The sequence below is a fragment of the Streptomyces marokkonensis genome (genome assembly GCF_008312835.1).
Taxonomy (GTDB): Bacteria; Actinomycetota; Actinomycetes; order Streptomycetales; family Streptomycetaceae; genus Streptomyces; species Streptomyces marokkonensis_A.
Genome location: NZ_VSKS01000002.1, coordinates 434949 through 458727, shown reverse-complemented (window position 1 = coordinate 458727; position 23779 = coordinate 434949). Strand labels below are relative to the sequence as shown.

General features: G+C 72.3%; 17 protein-coding genes. 9 read left to right on the top strand and 8 right to left on the bottom strand.

The window, feature by feature from the left end:
- The first annotated feature begins 6 nt into the window (after positions 1 to 6).
- The 3 genes from F1615_RS04895 (at position 7) to F1615_RS04885 (ending at position 2307) form a co-directional block, all read left to right on the top strand.
- Complete coding sequence (locus tag F1615_RS04895) at positions 7 to 660, top strand: TetR/AcrR family transcriptional regulator (protein WP_149547612.1); 654 nt, start codon at positions 7 to 9, stop codon at positions 658 to 660.
- Between the two features lie 59 nt (positions 661 to 719).
- Positions 720 to 1034 carry a hypothetical protein gene (locus F1615_RS04890; RefSeq protein ID WP_149547611.1) on the top strand — a complete coding sequence of 105 codons (315 nt, stop codon included), beginning with the start codon at positions 720 to 722 and terminating at the stop codon, positions 1032 to 1034.
- A 103-nt stretch (positions 1035 to 1137) separates the two neighbouring features.
- Complete coding sequence (locus F1615_RS04885) at positions 1138 to 2307, top strand: C40 family peptidase (protein WP_149547610.1); 1170 nt, start codon at positions 1138 to 1140, stop codon at positions 2305 to 2307.
- 135 nt (positions 2308 to 2442) lie between these two features.
- Here F1615_RS04885 and F1615_RS04880 read toward each other — a convergent pair whose 3' ends face one another.
- The 6 genes from F1615_RS04880 to F1615_RS04855 form a co-directional block, all read right to left on the bottom strand.
- Positions 2443 to 5412: a SpoIIE family protein phosphatase gene (locus F1615_RS04880; RefSeq protein ID WP_149547609.1), complete on the bottom strand. Its 2970-nt coding sequence runs from the start codon at positions 5410 to 5412 to the stop codon at positions 2443 to 2445.
- 222 nt (positions 5413 to 5634) lie between these two features.
- On the bottom strand, positions 5635 to 6888 hold the full coding sequence (locus tag F1615_RS04875) for a styrene monooxygenase/indole monooxygenase family protein (protein ID WP_149547608.1): 1254 nt from the start codon (positions 6886 to 6888) through the stop codon (positions 5635 to 5637).
- A 35-nt stretch (positions 6889 to 6923) separates the two neighbouring features.
- Positions 6924 to 7562, bottom strand: coding sequence for a GTP-binding protein (locus tag F1615_RS04870; protein ID WP_167533659.1), 639 nt, complete (start codon positions 7560 to 7562; stop codon positions 6924 to 6926).
- Positions 7543 to 7974 (bottom strand): DUF742 domain-containing protein, encoded by a 432-nt coding sequence (locus tag F1615_RS04865; protein WP_149547607.1) that lies wholly within the window; start codon positions 7972 to 7974, stop codon positions 7543 to 7545. Before F1615_RS04865 ends, F1615_RS04870 begins: the two co-directional genes overlap by 20 nt.
- Positions 7971 to 8474 (bottom strand): roadblock/LC7 domain-containing protein, encoded by a 504-nt coding sequence (locus F1615_RS04860; protein WP_149547606.1) that lies wholly within the window; start codon positions 8472 to 8474, stop codon positions 7971 to 7973. The genes F1615_RS04865 and F1615_RS04860 overlap by 4 nt, the downstream gene beginning before the upstream one ends.
- Positions 8471 to 11581, bottom strand: coding sequence for a sensor histidine kinase (locus F1615_RS04855; RefSeq protein WP_244328637.1), 3111 nt, complete (start codon positions 11579 to 11581; stop codon positions 8471 to 8473). Before F1615_RS04855 ends, F1615_RS04860 begins: the two co-directional genes overlap by 4 nt.
- 407 nt (positions 11582 to 11988) lie before the next feature.
- Here F1615_RS04855 and F1615_RS04850 point away from each other — a divergent pair, with 407 nt between their 5' ends.
- Positions 11989 to 12783 (top strand): protein phosphatase 2C domain-containing protein, encoded by a 795-nt coding sequence (locus tag F1615_RS04850; RefSeq protein ID WP_149547604.1) that lies wholly within the window; start codon positions 11989 to 11991, stop codon positions 12781 to 12783.
- A gap of 19 nt (positions 12784 to 12802) precedes the next feature.
- Here F1615_RS04850 and F1615_RS04845 read toward each other — a convergent pair whose 3' ends face one another.
- A complete protein-coding gene (locus tag F1615_RS04845) occupies positions 12803 to 13297 on the bottom strand; it encodes a MarR family winged helix-turn-helix transcriptional regulator (RefSeq protein ID WP_149547603.1) in 495 nt (164 codons plus the stop codon).
- A gap of 261 nt (positions 13298 to 13558) precedes the next feature.
- On the opposite strand from F1615_RS04845, the gene F1615_RS04840 reads away from it, so the two are divergent.
- A complete protein-coding gene (locus tag F1615_RS04840; RefSeq protein WP_149547602.1) occupies positions 13559 to 14383 on the top strand; it encodes a lysozyme in 825 nt (274 codons plus the stop codon).
- Between the two features lie 76 nt (positions 14384 to 14459).
- Here the strand turns inward: F1615_RS04840 and lon are convergent, their stop codons facing one another.
- On the bottom strand, positions 14460 to 16874 hold the full coding sequence (gene lon, locus F1615_RS04835; protein ID WP_149547601.1) for an endopeptidase La: 2415 nt from the start codon (positions 16872 to 16874) through the stop codon (positions 14460 to 14462).
- A gap of 151 nt (positions 16875 to 17025) precedes the next feature.
- Here lon and F1615_RS04830 point away from each other — a divergent pair, with 151 nt between their 5' ends.
- The 4 genes from F1615_RS04830 (at position 17026) to F1615_RS04815 (ending at position 23770) form a co-directional block, all read left to right on the top strand.
- Complete coding sequence (locus tag F1615_RS04830) at positions 17026 to 17715, top strand: spermidine synthase (RefSeq protein ID WP_149547600.1); 690 nt, start codon at positions 17026 to 17028, stop codon at positions 17713 to 17715.
- A gap of 125 nt (positions 17716 to 17840) precedes the next feature.
- Positions 17841 to 18581, top strand: coding sequence for a response regulator transcription factor (locus F1615_RS04825; protein WP_019522934.1), 741 nt, complete (start codon positions 17841 to 17843; stop codon positions 18579 to 18581).
- On the top strand, positions 18578 to 19690 hold the full coding sequence (locus F1615_RS04820) for a HAMP domain-containing sensor histidine kinase (RefSeq protein ID WP_149547599.1): 1113 nt from the start codon (positions 18578 to 18580) through the stop codon (positions 19688 to 19690). Before F1615_RS04825 ends, F1615_RS04820 begins: the two co-directional genes overlap by 4 nt.
- A 291-nt stretch (positions 19691 to 19981) precedes the next feature.
- A complete protein-coding gene (locus F1615_RS04815) occupies positions 19982 to 23770 on the top strand; it encodes a multifunctional oxoglutarate decarboxylase/oxoglutarate dehydrogenase thiamine pyrophosphate-binding subunit/dihydrolipoyllysine-residue succinyltransferase subunit (protein ID WP_149547598.1) in 3789 nt (1262 codons plus the stop codon).
- Positions 23771 to 23779 lie beyond the last annotated feature (9 nt).

Here is a 23779-nt window from a genome sequence, read left to right as displayed (position 1 = left end):
GCGGGCATGACCCCGCAGGCCCCCACCCCCGCCTACCGGCGGCTCAGTGTCGAGGAACGCCGCAGCCAGCTGCTCGAGGCCGCGCTGTCCCTCTTCGCCCACAGCACCCCGGAGGACGTGTCCCTGGACGACGTGGCGGAGGCGGCCGGCGTGTCACGGCCGCTGGTCTACCGGTACTTCCCGGGCGGCAAGCAGCAGCTGTACGAGGCGGCCCTGATGTCCGCCGCCGACGAGCTGCGCCACTGCTTCGACGAGCCGCACGAGGGCCCGCTGCTGCCCCGGCTGTCCCGGGCCCTCGACCGCTACCTCGCCTTCGTGGACCAGCACGACACCGGGTTCAGCGCGCTGCTCCAGGGCGGCAGCGTGGTGGAGACCTCCCGTACGACCGCCATCGTGGACGGCGTGCGCCGGGCCGCCGCCGAGCACATCCTCAGCCACCTGCACGTCGACGAGCCCGGCCCCCGGCTCCGGATGACCATACGGATGTGGATCACCGCCGTGGAGGCGGCCTCGCTGATCTGGCTCGACGAGGGCAAGCAGCCGCCGCTGGAGGAACTGCGGGACTGGCTCGTGGAGCAGTTCGTTGCGGTGCTGGCGGTGACCGCGCGGCGCGACGCGCAGTGCGACGAGCTGGTACGGGCACTGGCCACGGACCTCTGACGGGCCGGGACGGGGGGCCACCCCGGCCGGTTCCGCGCGCGATGGCCGAAACTGGTGACGTGAAGAGACAGGACACCCCCTTCGAGGGCGGGCCCATGGACGGGCGCGTCCTGCCCGTGCTGCTGGGCATCACCGGGCACCCGCCCAAGACGTACCGCATCCCCGTCCCGGCCCCGGACGGCGGCCCGCCCACGGTGCTGGTCTACCGGAGGGTGCCCCGGGGGCAGAGCTCGCGGACCGGGCTGACCCGCGGGTGGAAGTACCTCCACGACCCGACGGGGCAGGCCGGCGGCCGCCCGAGGTGGCCGTGGTCGAAGCCCGCGGCCGGGCCGGACGCCACGCCGAAGGGCAAGCCGGACGACACCGACGGGTGACTCCGTTGCGCCGGACCGCGCACACTCGGCGAGCGGACCGCGCGCACCCGCCGGAAGCTCGCGATGCGGAGCGGACGAGCCGCCCCGCGTCGGAGGTGACGTCGTGTCAGGAATGCTTCTGCGTCTGGTGTGTACGGCGGCGCTGGCGGCCGGGACCGTACTCGCACCCGTGCCCGCGGCGGCCGTCCCGGAACCGGGCGGCGGCGCCGCCGGCTCCGCCGGGCGTCCCGTGGCCGAGCTGCTGACGGAGCTTCAGACCCGGTACCGGGAGGCGGAGAAGGCCACCGAGTCCTACAACGCCACCGAGGAGCGGCTGAAGAAGCAGCGTGCCGAGACCGGGCGGCTCGAGCGCGCCCTCGCACGCACCCGGCTCTCCCTGCGCGACAGCCGGGGCGCGGCCGGACGGCTGGCCCGGCAGCAGTACCAGAGCGTCACCGGCCTCTCCCCGTACGTACGCCTGCTGCTGGCGAGCGATCCGCGGCGCGCGCTCGACCAGGGGCATGTGATCGGCCGGTTGGCGCGGGAGCGGGCGGAGACGGTGGGGCGGCTGACCGGCGACGTGAAGGAGGCCCGCGAACTGGCCCGCCGGGCGCGCAGGGCACTCGCCGACCGGGCGGCCCTCACGGAGCGGAGCAGGAAGCAGCGGGACGAGGTGCGCGAACGGCTCGACGAGATCGAGGAACTGCTCGCCTCGCTCACCGCCGAGCAGCTCGCCGCACTGGCCGAGCTGGAGCGCAGCAGGGTCGACGAGGCACAGGAGGAACTGGTCGCCTCCGGCGCGCTGAGCGGCGGCACGCCCCCTTCCGCGGCCGGTGAACGGGCCGTGCGGTACGCCGTGGAGCAGCTCGGCAAGCCCTACGAGTGGGGAGCAGAGGGGCCGGCGGCGTACGACTGCTCGGGGCTGACCTCCGAGGCGTGGGGCGCGGCCGGGACGCCGGTCCCGCGGACCAGCCAGGAGCAGTGGGCCCGGCTGGAACGGGTGCCGCTGACGGAGCTGCGGCCGGGGGACCTCGTCGTGTACTTCCCGGAGGCCACCCACGTCGCCCTCTACCTCGGCGACGGCATGGTGGTGCAGGCTCCCCGCCCCGGCGCGAGGGTCAAGGTCTCCCCCGTCGCGGCCAACCCGGTGCTCGGCGCCGTACGCCCCGACCCGGCCGGGGAGCCCCTGCGGCGGTACGTGCCGCCGGAGCTCCCCGAAGGGTCGACGGAGGGCTCCGACGCGGGGTACTCCGGCGCCTACGCGCCGGCCGCGCCCGAGACCTCCATCAGGTAGCCCTCGGTCTTCTGCCGGTCGCAGGAGCAAGCCCACGGCCCGAGGCGGACGGCCCAGCAAGTGGACGACCCGTTTGCCGCGTCGCAACCCGGCGGCACCTCACGCCTTCTCCCGGGCGTGTTCTCCTGCGCCCTTTCAGACGGGGCCCTCCGAACGGCCCGAGCCGCCCGGCCCGTCCGGAGGCAGTGGTTGTTGGGTCCAGATGACCTTGCCGTCGGCCGTGTAGCGCGTGCCCCAGCGTTCCGCGAGCTGGGCCATGAGGAAGAGGCCGCGGCCGCCCTCGTCGGTCGTGCGGGCACGCCGCAGGCGCGGAGATGTGCTGCTGCCGTCCGTCACCTCGCAGATCAGCGTGTGATCGCGGATCAGCCGCAGCCGGATGGGAGGACGTCCGTACCGGATGGCGTTGGTGACCAGCTCGCTGACGATCAGCTCGGTGGTGGGCACCTGGTCGACGAGGTCCCACTTCTCGAGCTGGTCGGTGACTGCCGTGCGGAGCCGTGGGACTTCGGCCGGGTCGGCCGACACGTCCCAGTGTTTCGTGCGCTCGGCGTCGAGGGCGCGGGTCCGGGCGACGAGCAGGGCGACGTCGTCGTCGGGACGGGCGGGGAGCAGGGCGTCCAGGACGGCCCCGCAGGTTTCCTCCGGCGAGTCGGCGGGCGGCCGGGTGGCGGCGAGTGCGCGGCGCAGCAGGCCGAGCCGGGTGTCGAGGTCCTGGCCGCGCGACTCGATGAGCCCGTCGGTGTAGAGGACGATCCTGCTGCCCTCGGGCACCTCGGTCTCACAGGGCTCGAAGGGCAGGCCGCCGAGGCCCAGCGGCGGGCCTGCGGGCACGTCGACGAAGTCGACGGTGCCGTCGGGCAGCACGAGCGCGGGCGGGGGGTGGCCGGCCCGGGCGAACGTGCACCGTCGGGACACCGGGTCGTACACCGCGTACAGGCAGGTGGCCCCGATGATCCCGCCATTTCCGCCACTGTCCGCGTCCAGGCGGCCGACCAGGTCGTCGAGGTGGGTGAGGAGCTCCTCGGACGGCAGGTCGAGGGCGGAGAAGTTGTGCACGGCGGTGCGCAGCCGTCCCATGGTGGTGGCGGCGTGCACGCCGTGACCGACGACGTCACCCACGACCAACGCCACCCGGCTGCCGGACAGCGGGATGACGTCGAACCAGTCGCCACCCACCCCGGCCTGTGCGGGCAGGTAGCGGTGCGCGACCTCGACGGCGTCCTGGGCGGGCACGCCCCGCGGGAGGAGACTGCGCTGCACCGCCAGGGCCATGGTGTGCTCGCGGGTGAAGCGGCGCGCATTGTCGATGCAGACCGCGGCCCGGCCGGCCAGCTCGCCGGCGAGCCACAGGTCGTCGTCCTCGAAGGCGGCGAAGCGCTCGGCGCGGTAGAAGCTGACCACACCGAGGATGACGCCGCGGGCCCGCAGCGGCACGGTGATCAGGGAGTGGATTCCGGACTCCAGGACCTTCCGGGTGCGTTCCGGATCGACGGCGATCCAGTCGACGGCCCGGCTCAGGTCCGGCTCCAGCACGGGGCCGGCCGTCTCCAGGCAGCGCGCCTGCGGTGAGGTGGGGAGCCAGTCGACCTTCTCACCGACGTCGTAGAGATGCGAGCCCCCGTGGATGGCCCCGAGCGCCACCCGCCGCAGTCCCTCGCCGATGTCGACGGGTTCCTCGCCGCTCAGCACCGAGCCGGGCAGGTCGACGGCGACGAAGTCGGCGAACCGCGGCACCACGGTCTCCACCAGCTCCTCCGCCGTACGGGTGACGTCGAGGGTCCGGCCGATGCCCGCGCTGGCGTCGTACAGCAGTTCCAGCCGCTTGCGGGCCAGCAGGGCGAGCCGGCCGACTCCCGGCTCACCCAGAAGCAACAGGCCGGCCTGGGTGTGGGGGGCCTGACCGGACGCGGGCGCGGACGGCCCGGCTTCCGGCGGACGGGCCGTCCCCCGGATCTCCGCCTCGGCCTCGTGCCGTCCGGCCTGGCGCCTCCCGGCCCGGTGCATGCCGATCCGGTGCCCGCCCGTCAGCTCCGCCGGACCCGTCGCGGCCGCTGCCGCGGCGGCGGAGCCCCGGGACGGCGTCGTCACCTCGGCCGCCGGGGTACCCGCGCGGGAGGTCTCGGGTCCCGAGGGCGCCGGCACGCGGAACCGGGGGCCGGCGGCGATGGCGGCTTCCACGACGATCCCGGCCTCACCGGACGCGCACACCTCACGACAGAACAGCACCGCGGTCCGGCCACCGGACAGCGTCACCTCCGTGGCCACCCGGTGCGGGGCGGCGATCAACTCCTGGGCCCTCGCCCGGAGGACGGCCTGGTCGATGGGGTCGAGGGGGAGGACGGGACGAACGGAGGCGGTCGGGTCCGCGCCCGGTGCCGGGCCGGGCAGGGGTTCCCCGTACGGTCCGACGGGTTCTCCGGCGGCCCGCCGGGTGCGGAGGAACTCGGCGAGCAGTTCCCGCTCGCGCTTCGAGGACTGCTCGAGCAGCCGCTGTTCGATCTCGTCGGCGGCCTGCTGCGCGAGGGGCAGCATCACCGGATCCGAGTGCCGCCGGAAACTGGTGAGGTCCAGGACCCCCTCGACACGGCCGCTGAGCGGATCACGGATGGGCGCGGCGGCGCACGCGAGCTGCTGCATGCAGTCCGCGAAGTGCTCACGGCCCAGCACGTAGACCGGGCGGCGCTCGGCCAGCGCGGTGCCGAGGGCGTTGGTGCCGGCGCTGGACTCGGGGAAGCCGAAGCCCTGGACGATGTTCGTCGCGTCCAGGTGCCTGTTCAGCTCCGCGTCACCGGCCCGGCGCGACAGCACGCGCGCCTGCGCGTCGGTGAGGATCACGCTCACCGGCGGTCCGTCCAGCACGGCCTCCAGCCGGTCGAGGACCGGTGTCGCGGCGGTCAGCAGCCGTCCGTCCAGGTCGAGGTCCCGCTCGCAGGTGAGGATGAGCTGGTCCGGGACGAGCCCCAGCGACCTGCACCGCTGCCAGGAGGTCAGGATCGGGGTCCTGACGACTCCGGCGACGTCGTCGACCACCTCACCCGCGAGGATCCGCTCGTAGACCTTGGCGAGGTCGCCGCTCTCGTCCCACCCGGCCGTCAACTGGATCACTCCCTTCCCGTACAGACGTACGAGACGAGGTCCAGTATGCAGGATGATCGAACATTTATTGCCCTATTGGGCTAATTGCGACATTCGCCGCATTCACCCCCCCTTCGGGCCTCGGCGCACGGCCGCGGGGACGGCCCCGGCTGCACCAGGGCCGTCCCCGGGCCGTCCGAAGGCGGCCGACGTCGGCGGACGGCGACGGCCGGACCCCGGGTCAGAGGCCGCTCAGGCTCCGGTGACCGAGGCCAGGTAGGCGGCCGTCTTCTCCGGGTCGTAGAGGAAGTTCTCGAAGTCGGCCGGGTTGTTGAAGCCGTTGGCGAAGCGGTCGGCGACCGGCTGGAGCTGTCCGCCGGCGCCGATCAGGTTCAGGACGTGCTCCGGCGGCGGGGCGAGCATGGTGTTCGTCCACTTGGTGACGTGCTGGGCCGTCTCCCAGTAGCGGTCGAAGGTCTGCCGCATCCAGGTCTCGTCGAACTCCTTCTCCCCGTGCTCGAGGATCGAGGCGAGGTAGGAGGCGGCGCACTTGGAGGCCGAGTTGGAACCCTGGCCGGTGATCGGGTCGTTGGCGACGACCACGTCGGCGACGCCGAGGACGAGCCCCCCGGAGGGCAGCCGGCCGACGGGGTTGCGGACGGTGGGGGCGTAGCGGCCCGCGAGGGTGCCGCCGGCGTCGGTCAGTTCGGCCTTGGTGGCCCGGGCGTGTTCCCAGGGGAGGAACGTCTCCATGAGTTCCAGGGTCAGGGAGAGGTGCTCCGCCGGGTCCTTGACGTCCTTGAAGGCGTCCAGCGGGCCACCGGGTATGCCCTCCCAGAACAGGATGTCGGCGCGGCCCGAGGTCGTGTACGTCGGCATGATGAACATCTCGCCGACGCCGGGGACCAGGTTGCAGCGGACCGCCTCGGTGTCCGGGTGCTCCGGACGCGGGCCGAGCCCGTGGACGTAGGCGACGGCCAGGGCGCGCTGCGGCTCGCTGTAGGGGGAGCGCTCCGGATCGCGGGCGAACATCTGGACGAGCTCGCCCTTGCCCGCCGAGACGAGCACGAGGTCGTACGCGCGGGAGAAGTAGTCCAGGTCGCCGACCGCCGCGCCGTGGATGACGAGCTGGCCGCCGCGCTGGGCGAAGGTCTCCATCCATCCGGCCATCTTCACCCGCTGGTCCACCGACTGGGCGAACCCGTCGAGCCGGCCCAGCCAGTCGATGGCGCGCTGCGTCGGACCCGGGTCGAAGGAGCCGGGGGCGGCGACCGAGACGCCGAGTCCTTCGATCTTCGGGGCCTGGGACTCCCAGAAGTTCAGCTGGAGATCGCGCTCGTGCTGCAGGGCCGTATGGAACATGCACTGCGTCGACATGACCCGCCCGGTGCGGATCTCGTCCGCGGTCCGGTTGGACATCAGGGTGACCTCGTACCCGTGCGACTGGAGGCCGAGGGCGAGCTGGAGACCGGACTGGCCGGCTCCGACGACGAGTATCTTCCGCATACGGGGGACGCTCCTAAGGGGACTGCTCAGGGGGACTACTCGGGGGTTTCGTCGAGCGCGTGGCCCACGAGGGACAGGAGGGTCTCGATGACCGAGATCCGGCGGCGCGCATCCATGATCATTACAGGTATGTGCGCGGGGATCGTCAACGCCTCCCGCACGTCCTCGGCGTCGAACCGCTCGCTGCCGTCGAAGTGGTTGACCGCGACGACGTAGGGCAGTCCGCAGCTCTCGAAGTAGTCCAGCGCCGGCCAGCAGTCCTTCAGGCGGCGCGTGTCGGCCAGCACGACGGCGCCGATCGCGCCGCGCACCAGGTCGTCCCACATGAACCAGAACCGCTGCTGACCGGGTGTGCCGAAGACGTAGAGCACCAGGTCGTCGTCGAGCGTGATGCGGCCGAAGTCCATGGCCACGGTGGTGGTCAGCTTGCCCGGCGTGGCGGTGAGGTCGTCGGTCTCCTCACTCGCCTCGGTCATCAGCGCCTCGGTCTGCAGGGGCGTGATCTCCGAGACGGTGGTGACGAGCGTGGTCTTGCCGACCCCGAAGCCGCCCGCCACCACTATCTTCGTGGCGATCGGCGCGCGGGTGCGGTCCGTCTGCCAGGGCAGCAGGGGCTCGTCTGCTTCGACGAGCGGGGAGACGCCGTGAGCGGCGTCAGAGACGACGGAGTCCACTCAGCACCCTTTCCAGCAACGCGCGGTCGGGGCGGCCCGTGCCGTGGCCGGTTCCCGTTCCGTAGACACGGATCTTTCCCTGGTCCGCGAGGTCGCTCAGGAGGACGCGGACCACGCCGAGCGGCATCCTCAGCAGCGCGGCGATCTCGGCCACCGTACGCATACGGCGGCACAGTTCGACGATGGCCCGCATCTCCGGCATGACCCGGGAGGTGAGGCCGCCGTTGGTGAGTTCCCTGCGCTCCTCGGCGGCGTCGAGCGCGGCGGTGCCGGCGGTGGCGCCGACGAACGTCTCGACGAGGAGGACGTGGCCGAAGCGGGTGCGGCCGCCGGTGAGCGAGTACGGGCGGACCCGGGCGGGCTTGCGGTCACCGCCGCGGACCGGGAGATGTTTCCTGGACGTGCTGCTCACGGGCGGCTCCCGGTGGACTCGTTCTCCAGGTTCTTGCGCAGTTCGCTGCGGAGTTCGGGCGTCAGGACATGGCCGGCCCGGCCGACGAACAGGGCCATGTGGTAGGCCACGACACTCATGTCGCAGTCCGCGGCACCGTGCACGCCGAGCAGCGAGCCGTCGCTGATCGACATCACGAAGAGGCTGCCGTCGTCCATCGCGACCATCGTGTGCTTGACCGGGCCGCAGTCCATCAGCTTGGAGGCGCCGACGGTGAGGCTGCCGATGCCGGAGACGACGGTGGCGAGGTCGGCGGCGGAGCCGCGCGGGCCGGAACGCTTCGCGGTCCGCGCGTCGCGGGCCTCGGTGTTGTGGAGGTCGTCGGAGGAGAGGAGCAGCAGCCCGTCGGAGGAGACCACCGCGACGGAGAGGATGCCGGGCACCTCCTCGACGAGGTTGGTCAGCAGCCAGTGCAGGTTGCGGGCCTCACTGCTCAGTCCGAAGGTACTGGACGCGGTCAACTGCTTGCCTCCTCGACGGTGCCCCCCGTGGCTTCTTCGGTCGGTGCGCCGGTGCCGGGCGGGGCCTGGTGGTGTCCGGTGCGTTCGGCGATCTCCGCCTCGACGTCCCTGCGGCCGGCGTCCGCCCCCCGGCGGAACCCGCCGAGCCGCCGGCGCAGTGCCTCGGCGTCCACGGCCCCGGTGCGCGGGCGCGGGGGCGCGGCGGGCGCGGTGATCTTCGGCGTGCGCTTGGGCAGCCCCTTGGCGGTGACGGGCTCCTCGTCCGCGTCCCCGTCCGCGACGCGCGTGTGCTCGTCGCCGTCGCCGCTCCCGGCCACCGGACGACGCGGCAGCGCACCCGGCGGGGGCACGGTGCCGGACGCGTCGGCGCCGGACGGCTGCGCGGCGGCCCCGGGCCCGGCGGCGGCGCGTACGCCGTCGGCTTCCGGGGCCGGCTCGGCGCCGTACGCGTGACCGGCACCCGGGCGCACGGCCTCGGACTCCGTCCGGGCGACGGGCTCGGGTCCGGCGTCTCGGGGGTCGGCGGCTTCCGTGCCGGTCCCGTGGTCGCGGGCGGCTCCCGGACGTACCGACTGCGACGAGGGTGCCGACGGCTCGTCGGCCGCGTCGGGCTGTACGGGGACCAGCAGCTCCATCGTGGTCTCGGCGACCCGCTCGGGCGGCGCGGCCGGAAGCCCTTCGCCGGTGTCCTCCACGGGGTCGTCCGCCGAGGCGTCGGAACGGCTCTGCGCGGGCACGTCGGGGTGGCCCGCGGCGGAATCGTCCGCCCGGTCCCCGGCGGCATCCGCCGCGCGCTCCGCCCCGGACTCCGTCAGCTCCCGCGGGTGGCCGGACTCCGGGGTGCGCGGTGTTGCCCCCGCGGCCGCGTCGCGGCCGCGCACCGCCTTCTCCGCCAGGATGACCAGCGGGTCGTCCGACTCCGTGCGGCCGTGCAGGACGTTGGAGTTGGCCTCGGCGTCCGCGCCCGGGAGGGAGACGGTGCAGGAGGCGCCGGAGACCGGAGTGGGGACCGCGGTGGGGGTGGCGGCGGCCAGCAGGGGGTCGGGGAGAACGACGACCGCGGCGATGCCGCCCTGCTTCTGCTCGCGCAGCTGGACCCGCACGCCGTGCCGGTGGGCGAGCCGGGCCACCACGTACAGGCCGAGACCGAGACCGTCGTCGGCCTCCGCGTCGTACGTGGTCTCCGGGTCGAAGTCGGACAGGCGGGCGTTGAGCCGCTCCAGCCGGTCGTCGGCCATGCCGATGCCCCCGTCCTGGACGGAGAGCATGACCTCGCCGTTCTCCAGCAGCCAGCCGGAGACCTCGACGGGCAGGTCGGGCGGGGAGAACGAGGTGGCGTTCTCCATGAGCTCGGCCAGCAGGTGGGACAGGTCGTCCGCGGCGAACCCGGCGATGTGCGCGTGCGGCGGCAGCGCGGCGATCCGCACCCGCTCGTACCGCTCGATCTCGCTGACGGCCGCCCGTACGACGTCCACCAGCGGCACCGGCCCCGCCGTGTGCCGGCCGTGCTCGGTGCCGGCGAGGACCAGGAGGTTCTCGCTGTGCCGGCGCATGACGGTGGCGAAGTGGTCGAGCTTGAACAGGGTGGCCAGGCGTTCCGGGTCGTCCTCCCGCTCCTCCAGCCCCTCGATGACGCCGAGCTGCCGCTCGACCAGACCGAGGGTGCGCAGGGCGAGGTTGACGAACGTGCCGCCGACGCCGGCGCGCAGGCGCTCCAGCTGGGCCGCGGACTCGGCGAGTTCGGTGCGGAGTTCCTCACGGGCGTCGGCCATCCGCTGCCGCTGGCCGACGAGATGCTTGCGGTCGGCCTCGAGCGTGGCGATCCGCTCGGCGAGCTGGGCGGCGTGCGCGTGCAGGGCGTTGACGGACCGGACGACCTGCGCGAACTCGTCGTTGCGGCCGGTGAAGGTGACCGGCTCCTCCGCGGCGGGGTCCTCGGCCTGCGCGAGGCGGGCGGAACCGCGGCGCAGCACCGACAGGGGACGCGTGAGCGTGCGGGCCATCGCCGTGGCGATACCGACCGCGAGCAGCATCAGGGCGCCGAGGACGGCGATCCGGATCTCCAGCTCGGTGACGTCGTCGTCGCGGAGCTGGGCGAGGTCCTTGGTGCGCTTGTCGAAGAGCGCGGACTCCACGCCGCGCATCGCGTCGATCCGCGCGGTGAGGGCGGCCGCGAGCTTCTTGGTGCCGGTGTCCAGGTCGCCGTCGGAGAGGGACGGCTCGTCGGTGAGGCTCGCGAGGTACTTCTCGGCGGAGTCGACCTCGGGCCCGGTGACCGTGGAGTCGTAGGAGGCGCGGGCGGTCTCGGGCGCGCCGTCGCGGAAGTCGGCGAGGGCGGCGTCGGAGCGCAGCCGGGCCTGGAGCGCGGCGGCGCTCAGCGCGTCGCGCCGCTTGCTGTCGGCGTCCGAGGAGGCGGTGGACGTGGTCGGCAGGCCGGTGACCGGGTCGATCACGGTCTGCGTGGTGCGCGGCACGTTCAGCGCGGCGAGCAGCAGTCCCCGGGTGGCGGCCGCCTGCTGGACGGCGGCGTCCAGCTCGGCGAGCGCATGGGCTCCGGAGCCGGCCCGGGGCGGGGTACGGTCCGCCAGCTGCTCGGAGAGCCGGTGCAGTTGGGAGATGGCGGTGGAGTACGCCTGGTGCGCTTCGAGAGCGCTGCTCTTCCCGGTGAGCGCCGCTCTGCGGACGGCGGCCACGGCGTCGAGCTCGTCGCGCAGCGTCCGGGAGGTGTCGGTGTCGGCACGCAGTTCCTCAACCTGCCGGTCGACCCGGGCGCTGTGCTCCTCGGAGGGCGCCTTGTCCTTGGGGCGGCCGGCCGCGATGTAGGGAACGACCTCGTCGCGCTCGTCGGCGAGGGAGTGGGCGAGGGTGAGGGCGTCCTGGGTCTGCTCGGCGAGGGTCACCAGGTCCTGCGAGTCGCTGAGCTGACCGGAGGCGGCGAGCACGGAGGGCGCCCCGGCCCCGGCGATCGCGGCGGCCACCACGGCCACGGCGACGATGAGCCGGTTGCGCACATGGGTGGGGCGGCCCCTGCCGACGGTGGGCCTCTGCTCCGCGTCCCCCTCGGGGGCCGTCTGCTTGCCTTTGCGACGAGGCCGCGTCTTCTGCACCGGTGCTCGCATTCCTGACTCGTGTACCCGTGGGCCCGGGTGACGCTCCGTCAACGGGTGCGGGCGTTCACCCCGAGCTCCTGACCGCGCTCGGGCAGCGAGGCGCCCCCATCGCTCCCCGACCCTCCCAGTGCCCGTGGACAGTGGATGCGCATCACCTGACCCGCCACTCGAAGGAGTGAACATCGGACGTGAGTTGGGGAGCAAGTTCCACGGGGTTCGACAGCCGCCTTGCGGGGCACGCCGGTTGGACGTCTGCGGCGGGCGGTGGCAGTATTCGCCGCCACGCCTTCCCCGAGGGCTTCAATCCCTCCCAAACCAGGCGTCTGACCTGCACGGCTGCGGGGATCCGGCAACCGTTGCCCGCCTTTCGCGGCCGTTGTGGAGAGCTCGTGCAGACTGGCCGGATGCGTACGGAGCTTGTTTCGGAGCCGGGTGATCCGGGCCGCCCCAACGAGGACTTCGCGAGCGTCGGGCTCCCGGCCTCCGGGCAGGGCGGTTCGCTCGTGGTGCTGGACGGGGTCACCCCGCCGGGTGACGGGGGCGGCTGTCTGCATTCGGTGCCCTGGTTCACCGCACGGCTCGGCGGCGCGCTGACCGAACTGACCGTTTCCCTCCAGGATGTCCCCCTCGCCGAGCTGCTGTCCCGCGCCCTCGCGCGTACCGCCGGGAGCCACGCGACAACCTGTGACCTTTCTCACCCCCGTACGCCTCAGGCAACCGTGGTCCTGGCCCGCTGGTCACCGGCCTCGGTGGAGTACCTGGTGCTGTCGGACTCGGCCCTGCTCGTCGAGGCCCCCGACGGCACGGTCACCGCGCTGCGGGACGACCGGCTGGACCGGCTGCCCCGCTCGGCGCTGGCCAGTCACGCCCTGGTGGACACCACGCTGCGCAACAAGGAGGGCGGCTTCTTCACGGCGGCGGCGGACCCCTCGGTGGCCTCCCGCGCGGTCACCGGTTCACTGCCGCGCGGCGAGGTGCGCGCCCTGGCCGCCCTGACCGACGGTGCGGCGCGCTGGGTGGAGAGGTTCCACGAGGGCGGCTGGGCGGAGTGCCTCACCCTGATCCGCAAGGAGGGGCCGCGGGCCCTGGTGGACCGGGTGCGCACCCTGGAGCGGGCGGACGCGGGCCGGGTGCCGCGGCGCCCGGGCAAGGCGCACGACGACGCGACGGTGGTCTACGTGGAGCTGTCACCCCGGTAGCGGCGCGTGCCGCCCCGGCTCACTTCTCCATCCCCCGGTTCAGCTGGTTCAGCAGCCGGGCCAGCTCCGTGACCTCGGCGGGGTCCCAGTCGGCCAGCCGGCCGGCGTAGCGCGCGCGGCGGGCCTCGCGGACCCTGCGCACCCGTTCGTGCCCCTCCTCGGTGAGGGCGACCAGCCAGGCCCGGCCGTCGGCGGGGTCCGGCTCGCGGCCGACGAGCCCGAGTTCCTCCAGCGCGCGCAGCTGGCGGGACATCGTCGCCTTGCCGACGCCGATGTAGGCGGCGAGCTCGGTGGCCCGCTGCCGGCCGCACTCATCCAGACGGACCAGCAGCCCGTAGGCGGACGGCTCCAGGTCGGGGTGGACCGCGCGGGCCATCTCCCCCTGACTGGCCCGGGCGCGCCGCAGCAGCACCGTCAACTCGCGTTCCAGCGCGAGGAACCCGGGCCGCTCCACATGGGATGCGGGCCCCGGAGAGGCGGCGCGTCCTCCGCCGCCGTTTCCGTCTTCGTGCACGTCTGCCCCTGCCTCGGTTTCCCGTTCTGAAAGCTCCCCGCCAAGTGGCGACGTCGCCGCAGCTCCACCAGTATTTCGCAGGCGTAGACCAACGGCAGCCGGGGGCACCTCCCATGTCTTTCAGGCAGTGGGGGAGGCCGCTCCGTCCGACGCCGTGGTCCACGCGCGCACCTCACCCACCGGGCTATACGTGGCATGCCCACTACATGCGAGGTGGGTCACATTCCGGGTTCGCCCCCACCGACCTTTCGGAGATGCGTCATGCCTGTGCACAGATCCGGCCTCACCCGCATACCCGCGCTCGCGACCGCCGGGGCGGTCCTGCTCGCGGTCCTCTCCCTCCCCCGCGCGGCCGGCGCGGCCGAGTCCGCTCCCACCGTTCCGCCGCGGGGCTCCGCCCACATGGGCATGGGCGTCGTCGCCCACGACGGCAGCGGCGGCGTCCCCACGGCGCGCTCCACCCAGACGGAGGGCGTGGACGTCTCCAGCCACCAGGGCGACGTCGCCTGGCCGACCCTGTTCAAGAGCGGGGTCCGGTGGGCCTACGCCAAGGCCACGGAGGGGACGTACTACACCAACCCGTACCACTCCCAGCAGTACAACGGCGCCTACGACGTCGGCATGGTCCGCGGCGCCTATCACTTCGCGACCCCCGACACCGCGAGCGGCGCCGCCCAGGCCGACTACTTCGTCAGCCGCGGCGGCGGCTGGACCGCCGACGGGCGGACCCTGCCGGGCGTGCTGGACATCGAGTGGAACCCGTACGGCGACGCCTGCTACGGCAAGTCGCAGAGCGCGATGGTGAGCTGGATCCGGGACTTCCTGGACCAGTACCGCGCCCGCACCGGCCGCGACGCCGTCATCTACACGGCCACCAGCTGGTGGAAGCAGTGCACCGGCAACTACGCCGGCTTCGCCTCCACCACTCCGCTCTGGATCGCCCGGTACGCGTCCACGGTGGGCGAACTGCCCGCCGGCTGGGCCACGTACACGATGTGGCAGTACACCTCGACCGGGCCGACCGTCGGGGACCACGACCGCTTCAACGGCACCCTCGACCGGGTGCGGGCCTTCGCCCTCGGCTGACCCGGCGGCCCCGGACGCGGTGAAGGCCCGGGCCTCCGTCACGGGACCCGGGCCTTCCCCTCTCCGGCCGCCCCTGTCACGCGGCGACCGGAACCTCCGGCGCCACGCCGTCCGTCGCCGGGGACAGCGCCAGCTCCAAAACCTGGCGGACGTCGGTGACGGCGTGGACGTCGAGCCTGTCCAGCACCTCCGCCGGGACGTCGTCCAGGTCCGGTTCGTTGCGCTTGGGGATGATCACGGTGGTGATCCCCGCGCGGTGCGCGGCGAGCAGCTTCTGCTTCACCCCGCCGATCGGCAGCACCCGCCCGGTCAGCGAGACCTCACCGGTCATCGCCACGTCGGTGCGGACCAGCCGGCCGGAGAGCAGCGAGGCCAGGGCGGTGGTCATCGTGACGCCCGCGCTCGGCCCGTCCTTGGGCACCGCGCCCGCCGGGAAGTGGATGTGCGCGCCCCGGTCCTTGAGGTCGCCCACCGGCAGCTCCAGCTCGGCCCCGTGACTGCGCAGGAAGCTCAGCGCGATCTGCGCGGACTCCTTCATCACGTCACCCAGCTGGCCGGTCAGGGTGAGACCCGCCGCGCCCGTCTCCGGGTCGGCCAGCGACGCCTCCACGTACAGCACGTCCCCGCCGGCGCCGGTCACCGCGAGGCCGGTGGCGACACCGGGGACGGCGGTGCGGCGCCCGGCCGGGTCCTGGGCGGACTCGGGCACGTGGTGCGGCCGGCCGATCAGGTCCCGCAGGCCGCCCTCGGTCACGGTGAAGGGCAGCTCCCGCTCGCCCAGTTCGTGCTGGGCCGCGACCTTGCGCAGCAGCCGCGCGATGGACCGCTCCAGGGTGCGCACGCCCGCCTCGCGCGTGTACTCGCCGGCCAGCTTGCGCAGCGCGCCCTCGTCGATCGTCACCTCGTCCCGGTCGAGACCGGCGCGCTCCAGCTGACGCGGGAGCAGGTGGTCCCGGGCGATGACGACCTTCTCGTCCTCCGTGTAGCCGTCGAGCCGGACCAGCTCCATTCGGTCGAGCAGGGCCTCCGGGATGGCTTCCAGGACGTTGGCCGTCGCGAGGAACACGACGTCGGACAGGTCGAGCTCGACCTCCAGGTAGTGGTCCCGGAAGGTGTGGTTCTGCGCCGGGTCGAGGACCTCGAGGAGGGCGGCGGCCGGGTCGCCGCGGAAGTCGGAGCCCACCTTGTCGATCTCGTCCAGCAGGACGACCGGGTTCATCGAACCGGCCTCCTTGATCGCCCGCACGATCCGGCCGGGCAGGGCACCGACGTACGTACGGCGGTGGCCGCGGATCTCGGCCTCGTCGCGGACGCCGCCGAGGGCGACGCGGACGAACGTGCGGCCCATCGCGTGGGCGACGGACTCGCCGAGCGAGGTCTTGCCGACGCCGGGCGGGCCCACCAGGGCCAGTACGGCACCGCCGCGCCGCCCGCCGACGACGCCCAGGCCCCGGTCGCCGCGCCGCTTGCGCACCGCCAGGTACTCGGTGATCCGCTCCTTCACGTCCGCCAGGCCCGAGTGCTCGGCGTCCAGCACGGCCCGGGCGCCCCGGATGTCGTAGGCGTCCTCGGTGCGCTCGTTCCACGGCATCTCCAGGACCGTGTCGAGCCAGGTGCGGATCCAGGAGCCCTCGGGCGACTGGTCGGAGGACCGCTCCAGCTTGTCGACCTCCTTGAGCGCGGCCTCGCGGACCTTCTCCGGCAGGCCGGCGGCCTCGACGCGGGCGCGGTAGTCGTCGGACTCCTCGCCCTCCTGTTCGCCGTTCAGCTCGCGCAGTTCCTTGCGGACGGCCTCCAGCTGGCGGCGCAGCAGGAACTCGCGCTGCTGCTTGTCGACGCCTTCCTGGACGTCCTTGGCGATGGTCTCGGCGACGTCCTGCTCGGCGAGGTGGTCGCGCAGCTGCTGGGTGGCGAGCCTGAGCCGGGCCACCGGGTCGGTGGTCTCCAGCAGGGCGACCTTCTGCTCGGTGGTGAGGAAGGGCGAGTAGCCGGAGTTGTCGGCGAGCGCGGAGACGTCGTCGATGGCCTGGACGCGGTCGACGACCTGCCAGGCGCCGCGCTTGCGCAGCCAGGCGGTGGCGAGTGCCTTGTACTCCTTGACCAGTTCGGTCACGTGCCCGGGCAGGGGCTCCGGCACGCTCTCGTCGATGCGGGTGCCCTCCACCCACAGCGCCGCGCCCGGCCCGGTGGTCCCGGCGCCGATCCGCACGCGGCCCCGGCCGCGGATCAGGGCGCCCGGGTCACCGTCGGCCAGCCTGCCGACCTGCTCGACCGTGCCGAGCACGCCGGTACCGGCGTAGGTCCCGTCGACGCGTGGCACCAGGAGCACCCTGGGCTTTCCCGGTTCGTCGCGGGCGGCGGCCTGGGCGGCCTCCACCGCGGCGCGTACCTCGGAATCGCTCAGGTCCAGCGGAACCACCATCCCGGGCAGCACGACCTCGTCGTCGAGCGGCAGCACAGGCAGGGCGAGCGGTGTGGACTCAGCAGCCATGATCTCCCCTTCGGCAGTCAAGTTGAGCTATGCCGACTCAATGCTGGGGAGCCGCCGAATGTTCCCGGGCATACGTTCGCTCTGAGCGATCACCGGCTCCGGGGTGCGGAGGCCAGGAATCCCGTGCGAGGGAAGCTGCCAGGATGAACGCATGTCCACCCCGTACGACATTCCCGAAGCCCCCGAAGTCCTGGACCGCCGCGAGGGACCGTACGGCGAGGTCGTGCTGCGCAGGCACGGTGACCTGCTGCAGATCATCGCCAACGGCTGCTTCCTGATGGACACCTCCGACGGCCGTTCGGAGCGGCGGCTCGTCGACGCCGCCCTGGGCGCCCTCGACGCGCGCGCCGCCGGTCCGCGCGTCCTGATCGGCGGCCTCGGGGTCGGCTTCTCGCTCGCACACGCCGCCGGGCAGTCCCGCTGGGGGCGGATCACCGTGGTGGAGCGCGAACCCGCCGTCGTCGAGTGGCACCGCGCGGGACCGCTGTCCGCGCTCTCCGGCCGGGCGCTCGCCGACCCCCGCGTCCGGATCGTCGAGGCGGATCTCGTCCGTTACCTCCATGAGACGTCCGACACGTTCGACGCGCTGTGTCTCGACATCGACAACGGGCCCGACTGGACCGTCACCGAGGACAACGAAGGCCTCTATTCGCCGGCCGGACTGTCGGCCTGCGCACGGGTGTTGAGTCCGGGCGGGGTGCTCGCGCTCTGGTCCGCCCAGCCGTCCCCGGAATTCGAGGGAACCTTGCGGAATGCCGGGTTCCGACAGGTGCGTACCGAAGAGATCCCCGTTGCCCGGGGCGTTCCGGACGTCGTGCACATCGGCGTCCGCCCTGAATAGCAAAGCCGCGGTGCATCCCCGTACGCTGCTGCCCTGACGCGGATCATTCAAGCGTCAATCGCAGTGATGCGCAGACGACGGATCACCCCACGGATTCCGGAAAAAGCACACCTCAGGGGCGGGCGATGGAGCAGACACACACCTCCCACAACGGCACGGCGACGACCACCCCCGGCGCGCAGCGCCGGGTCCTGGTGGTCGAGGACGACGCGACGATCGTGGACGCCATCGCGACCCGCCTTCGCGCCGAGGGATTCCTGGTGCAAACGGCGGGCGACGGCCCGTCGGCGGTCGACACGGCGGAGGCCTGGCAGCCCGACCTGCTGATCCTCGACATCATGCTGCCGGGCTTCGACGGCCTGGAGGTCTGCCGGCGCGTGCAGGCCCAGCGGCCGGTGCCGGTGCTGATGCTCACCGCGCGGGACGACGAGACCGACATGCTGGTCGGGCTGGGCGTCGGCGCCGACGACTACATGACGAAGCCGTTCTCCATGCGGGAGCTCGCGGCCCGCGTGCACGTGCTGCTGCGCCGCATGGAGCGCGCGGCGCTCGCGGCCACCACACCGCGCAGCGGCATCCTGCGCCTGGGTGAGCTGGAGATCGACCACGCGCAGCGCAGGGTGCGCGTGCGCAGCGAGGACGTCCATCTGACGCCCACCGAGTTCGACCTCCTGGTGTGCCTGGCGAACACGCCCCGCGCGGTGCTCTCGCGCGAGCAGCTGCTGGCCGAGGTCTGGGACTGGGCGGACGCCTCCGGAACCCGGACCGTCGACAGCCACATCAAGGCGCTGCGCCGGAAGATCGGCGCCGAGCGCATCCGCACCGTGCACGGCGTGGGCTACGCCCTGGAGACGCCGACGCCATGAGCGGGGGGCCGGCCGGACGCGGAGGCCCCGGGGGACCACAGCCCTGGGGCGGTGTACGCCCGTTCTCGATCAAGACCAAGCTGGGCGCGCTGGTCGTCGTCTCGGTCCTGATCACCACGGGACTGTCGGTGATCGCGGTGCACACCAAGACGGAACTGCGCTTCATCACGGTCTTCTCGATGATCGCCACACTGCTCATCACGCAGTTCGTGGCGCACTCGCTCACCGCGCCGCTGGACGACATGAACGCCGTGGCCCGGTCCATCTCGCACGGCGACTACACCCGCCGGGTGCGGGAGAACCGCCGGGACGAGCTGGGCGACCTGGCCCAGACGATCAACGTCATGGCCGACGAGCTGGAGGCCCAGGACCGCCAGCGCAAGGAGCTGGTGGCCAACGTCTCGCACGAGCTGCGCACGCCCATCGCGGGCCTGCGCGCGGTGCTGGAGAACATCGTCGACGGCGTCACGCAGGCCGATCCCGAGACGATGCGCACGGCCCTGAAGCAGACCGAGCGGCTCGGGCGCCTCGTGGAGACGCTGCTGGACCTGTCCCGCCTGGACAACGGGGTCGTTCCGCTGAAGAAGCGCCGCTTCGAGGTGTGGCCGTACCTGTCGGGCGTGCTCAAGGAGGCCAACATGGTCGCCTCGGCCCGCGCGGGCATGGCCTCCGGGTCGGGCAGCCACACCCGTACGGACGTCCACCTGCACCTCGACGTCTCGCCGCCGGAACTCGTCGCGCACGCCGACCCGGAGCGCATCCACCAGGTGGTCGCCAACCTCATCGACAACGCGGTCAAGCACAGCCCGCCGCACGGCCGGGTGACGGTCCGGGCGCGGCGCGGGGCCCAGCCGGAGTCGCTGGAGCTGGAGGTGCTGGACGAGGGGCCCGGTATTCCGCGGACCGAATGGCACCGCGTCTTCGAGCGCTTCAACCGCGGCAACGTCAACCGCCCGCACGGTCCGGGCAGCGACGGCGGCACCGGTCTCGGCCTGGCGATCGCCCGCTGGGCCGTCGATCTGCACGGCGGCCGGATCGGAGTGGCCGAATCCGAGCGGGGCTGCCGGATCCTCATCACTCTTCCGGGAGCGTCATCCGTACCAAGTTGACGTAAAGTTCGAAGCGGAGCCGCAAGATCCATCCGTGTTCACGCTGACGGACACGTGTGATCAGGCACAGGCCCGCGCGAGCTGCGCGCCGGGTCCCGGCCGAACGATGCCGCATACCCCCGGAAGAACCGGAACCTCGCTTGTTTCCCGCCATTTCATGCGCCGAAACACGCGAAGATATGTGACTTACACGACGATGAACGGGCCCGGCCTGACCTTCTCGCTCCGGGGGGCGTAGCCTTTATTTCCGCTGTCCATCATCTTGCGAAGCGGAAGAGGGCGGTTGACGCCGTGTCGCCACAGTCCCCCAGTAACTCGAGCATCTCGACCGACACCGACCAAGCGGGTAAGAACCCCGCTGCGGCCTTCGGTGCCAACGAATGGCTCGTCGACGAGATCTACCAGCAGTACCTCCAGGACCCGAACTCGGTGGACCGAGCCTGGTGGGACTTCTTCGCCGACTACAAGCCGGGCGCGCCTGCGACCTCGGCTCCGGCGGGTACCGCGGCCGCGGGGGCCGCGGGAACCTCCACCCCTGCGCAGCCGGCCGCTCCGGCCCAGCCTGCCGCGCCCGCTCCTGCGGCCGCGCAGCCCGCCGCCCAGCCGGCCGCCAAGGCCCCGGCGCAGGCGCCCGCACCGGCGAAGGCCGCCGCTCCCGCCGCGAAGCCGGCCCCCGCCAAGCCCAAGGCGCAGCCCGACGGCGAGGCCAAGGGCGGCCCCGAGCAGGTGACCCTGCGCGGTCCGTCCGCCGCCGTGGCGAAGAACATGGACGCCTCGCTGGAGCTGCCCACGGCCACGTCCGTGCGCGCGGTCCCGGTGAAGCTGCTGTTCGACAACCGCATCGTCATCAACAACCACCTCAAGCGGGCGCGCGGCGGAAAGATCTCCTTCACGCACCTCATCGGGTACGCCATGGTCCAGGCGATCAAGGCGATGCCGTCGATGAACAACTCCTACGCGAAGGTGGACGGCAAGCCCACCCTGGTCAAGCCGGAGCACGTCAACCTCGGTCTCGCCATCGACCTGGTGAAGCCCAACGGCGACCGCCAGCTGGTCGTCGCGGCGATCAAGAAGGCCGAGACGCTGAACTTCTTCGAGTTCTGGCAGGCCTACGAGGACATCGTCCGTCGCGCCCGCGACAACAAGCTGACGATGGACGACTTCACCGGCGTCACGGTCTCGCTGACCAACCCCGGCGGCCTTGGCACCGTCCACTCCGTGCCGCGCCTGATGCCCGGCCAGTCGGTGATCCTGGGCGTCGGCTCGATGGACTACCCGGCGGAGTTCCAGGGCACCAGCCAGGACACCCTGAACAAGCTCGGCATCTCCAAGGTCATGACGCTCACGTCGACCTACGACCACCGGGTGATCCAGGGCGCCGCCTCCGGCGAGTTCCTCCGCCAGGTCGCGAACCTCCTGCTCGGCGAGAACAACTTCTACGACGAGATCTTCGAGGCGCTGCGCATCCCCTACGAGCCGGTCCGCTGGCTCAAGGACATCGACGCGTCCCACGACGACGACGTCACCAAGGCCGCCCGCGTCTTCGAGCTGATCCACTCCTACCGGGTCCGCGGCCACGTCATGGCCGACACCGACCCGCTGGAGTACCGCCAGCGCAAGCACCCCGACCTGGACATCGTCGAGCACGGCCTCACGCTGTGGGACCTGGAGCGCGAGTTCGCCGTCGGCGGCTTCGCGGGCAAGTCCCTGATGAAGCTGCGCGACATCCTGGGCGTCCTGCGCGACTCGTACTGCCGCACCACCGGCGTCGAGTTCATGCACATCCAGGACCCCAAGCAGCGCAAGTGGATCCAGGACCGCATCGAGCGCTCGCACACCAAGCCGGAGCGCGAGGAGCAGCTGCGCATCCTGCGCCGGCTGAACGCGGCGGAGGCCTTCGAGACCTTCCTGCAGACGAAGTACGTCGGCCAGAAGCGCTTCTCCCTGGAGGGCGGCGAGTCCGTCATCCCGCTGCTCGACGCGGTGCTGGACTCGGCCGCCGAGTCCCGCCTGGACGAGGTCGTCATCGGCATGGCCCACCGCGGCCGGCTGAACGTGCTGGCCAACATCGTCGGCAAGTCGTACGCGCAGATCTTCCGCGAGTTCGAGGGCAACCTCGACCCGAAGTCGATGCACGGCTCCGGCGACGTGAAGTACCACCTGGGCGCCGAGGGCACCTTCACCGGCCTGGACGGCGAGCAGATCAAGGTCTCCCTGGTCGCCAACCCCTCGCACCTGGAGGCGGTGGACCCGGTCCTGGAGGGCGTCGCCCGCGCCAAGCAGGACATCATCGGCAAGGGCGGCACGGACTTCACCGTGCTGCCGGTGGCGATCCACGGCGACGCGGCCTTCGCGGGCCAGGGCGTGGTGGCCGAGACCCTGAACATGTCGCAGCTGCGCGGCTACCGCACCGGCGGCACGGTCCACATCGTCATCAACAACCAGGTCGGCTTCACCGCCGCCCCGGAGTCCTCGCGCTCCTCGATGTACGCCACGGACGTGGCGCGGATGATCGAGGCCCCGATCTTCCACGTGAACGGCGACGACCCGGAGGCCGTCGTGCGCGTCGCGCGCCTGGCCTTCGAGTTCCGCCAGGCGTTCAACAAGGACGTGGTGATCGACCTCATCTGCTACCGCCGCCGCGGTCACAACGAGTCGGACAACCCGGCCTTCACCCAGCCGCTGATGTACGACCTGATCGACAAGAAGCGCTCGGTGCGCAAGCTCTACACCGAGTCCCTGATCGGTCGCGGCGACATCACCCTGGAAGAGGCCGAGCAGGCGCTTCAGGACTACCAGGGCCAGCTGGAGAAGGTCTTCACGGAGGTCCGTGAGGCCACCTCGCAGCCGTCCGCCGTGGTGCCGTCCGAGCCGCAGGCCGAGTTCCCGGTCGCCGTGAACACCGCGGTGACCACGGAGGTCGTCAAGCGGATCGCCGAGTCCCAGGTGAACATCCCCGACCACATCACCGTCCACCCGCGTCTGCTGCCGCAGCTGCAGCGCCGTGCGGCGATGGTCGAGGACGGCACGATCGACTGGGGCATGGGCGAGACCCTCGCGTTCGGCTCCCTGCTGCTGGAGGGCGTCCCGGTGCGCCTCGCCGGCCAGGACTCCCAGCGCGGCACCTTCGGCCAGCGCCACGCGGTCATCATCGACCGCAGCACGGGTGAGGAGTACACGCCGCTGCAGTACCTCTCCGAGGACCAGTCGCGGCTGAACGTCTACAACTCCCTGCTGTCCGAGTACGCGGCGATGGGCTTCGAGTACGGCTACTCGCTCGCCCGCCCCGACGCGCTCGTGCTGTGGGAGGCGCAGTTCGGTGACTTCGTCAACGGCGCGCAGACGGTCGTGGACGAGTTCATCTCGTCGGCGGAACAGAAGTGGAGCCAGACCTCCGGTGTGGTCCTGCTTCTCCCCCACGGCTACGAGGGCCAGGGCCCGGACCACTCCTCGGCCCGCCCCGAGCGGTTCCTGCAGCTCTGCGCCCAGAACAACATGACGGTCGCGATGCCGACGTCGCCGTCGAACTACTTCCACCTCCTGCGGTGGCAGGTGCACAACCCGCACCACAAGCCGCTGGTCGTCTTCACGCCGAAGTCGATGCTGCGCCTGAAGGCCGCGGCATCGAAGGCGGAGGAGTTCACGACGGGCCAGTTCCGCCCGGTCATCGGCGACGCCTCGGTCGACCCGGCCGCGGTCAGGAAGGTCGTCTTCACCGCCGGCAAGGTCTACTACGACCTGGAGGCCGAGCGGCGCAAGCGCGGCGTGACGGACACGGCGATCATCCGCATCGAGCGCCTGTACCCGCTGCCGGGTGCGGAGCTCCAGGCGGAGATCAAGAAGTACCCGAACGCCGAGAAGTACCTGTGGGCCCAGGAGGAGCCGGCGAACCAGGGTGCCTGGCCGTTCATCGCGCTCAACCTGATCGACCACCTCGACCTGGCGGTCGGAGCGGACCTCCCGCACGACGAGCGTCTGCGGCGCATCTCGCGCCCGCACGGCTCGTCCCCCGCGGTCGGCTCCGCGAAGCGCCACCAGGCCGAGCAGGAGCAGCTGGTGCGCGAGGTCTTCGAGGCCTGACCGGCAGCC

Bases quoted from the DNA above. Each gene is read 5' to 3' on its own strand.
- F1615_RS04895 (WP_149547612.1), top strand. From the start codon at position 7: ATGACCCCGCAGGCCCCCACCCCCGCCTACCGGCGGCTCAGTGTCGAG.
- F1615_RS04875 (WP_149547608.1), bottom strand. From the start codon at position 6,888: ATGCGGAAGATACTCGTCGTCGGAGCCGGCCAGTCCGGTCTCCAGCTC.
- F1615_RS04850 (WP_149547604.1), top strand. From the start codon at position 11,989: ATGCGTACGGAGCTTGTTTCGGAGCCGGGTGATCCGGGCCGCCCCAAC.
- F1615_RS04840 (WP_149547602.1), top strand. From the start codon at position 13,559: ATGCCTGTGCACAGATCCGGCCTCACCCGCATACCCGCGCTCGCGACC.
- lon (WP_149547601.1), bottom strand. From the start codon at position 16,874: ATGGCTGCTGAGTCCACACCGCTCGCCCTGCCTGTGCTGCCGCTCGAC.
- F1615_RS04830 (WP_149547600.1), top strand. From the start codon at position 17,026: ATGTCCACCCCGTACGACATTCCCGAAGCCCCCGAAGTCCTGGACCGC.
- F1615_RS04825 (WP_019522934.1), top strand. From the start codon at position 17,841: ATGGAGCAGACACACACCTCCCACAACGGCACGGCGACGACCACCCCC.
- F1615_RS04820 (WP_149547599.1), top strand. From the start codon at position 18,578: ATGAGCGGGGGGCCGGCCGGACGCGGAGGCCCCGGGGGACCACAGCCC.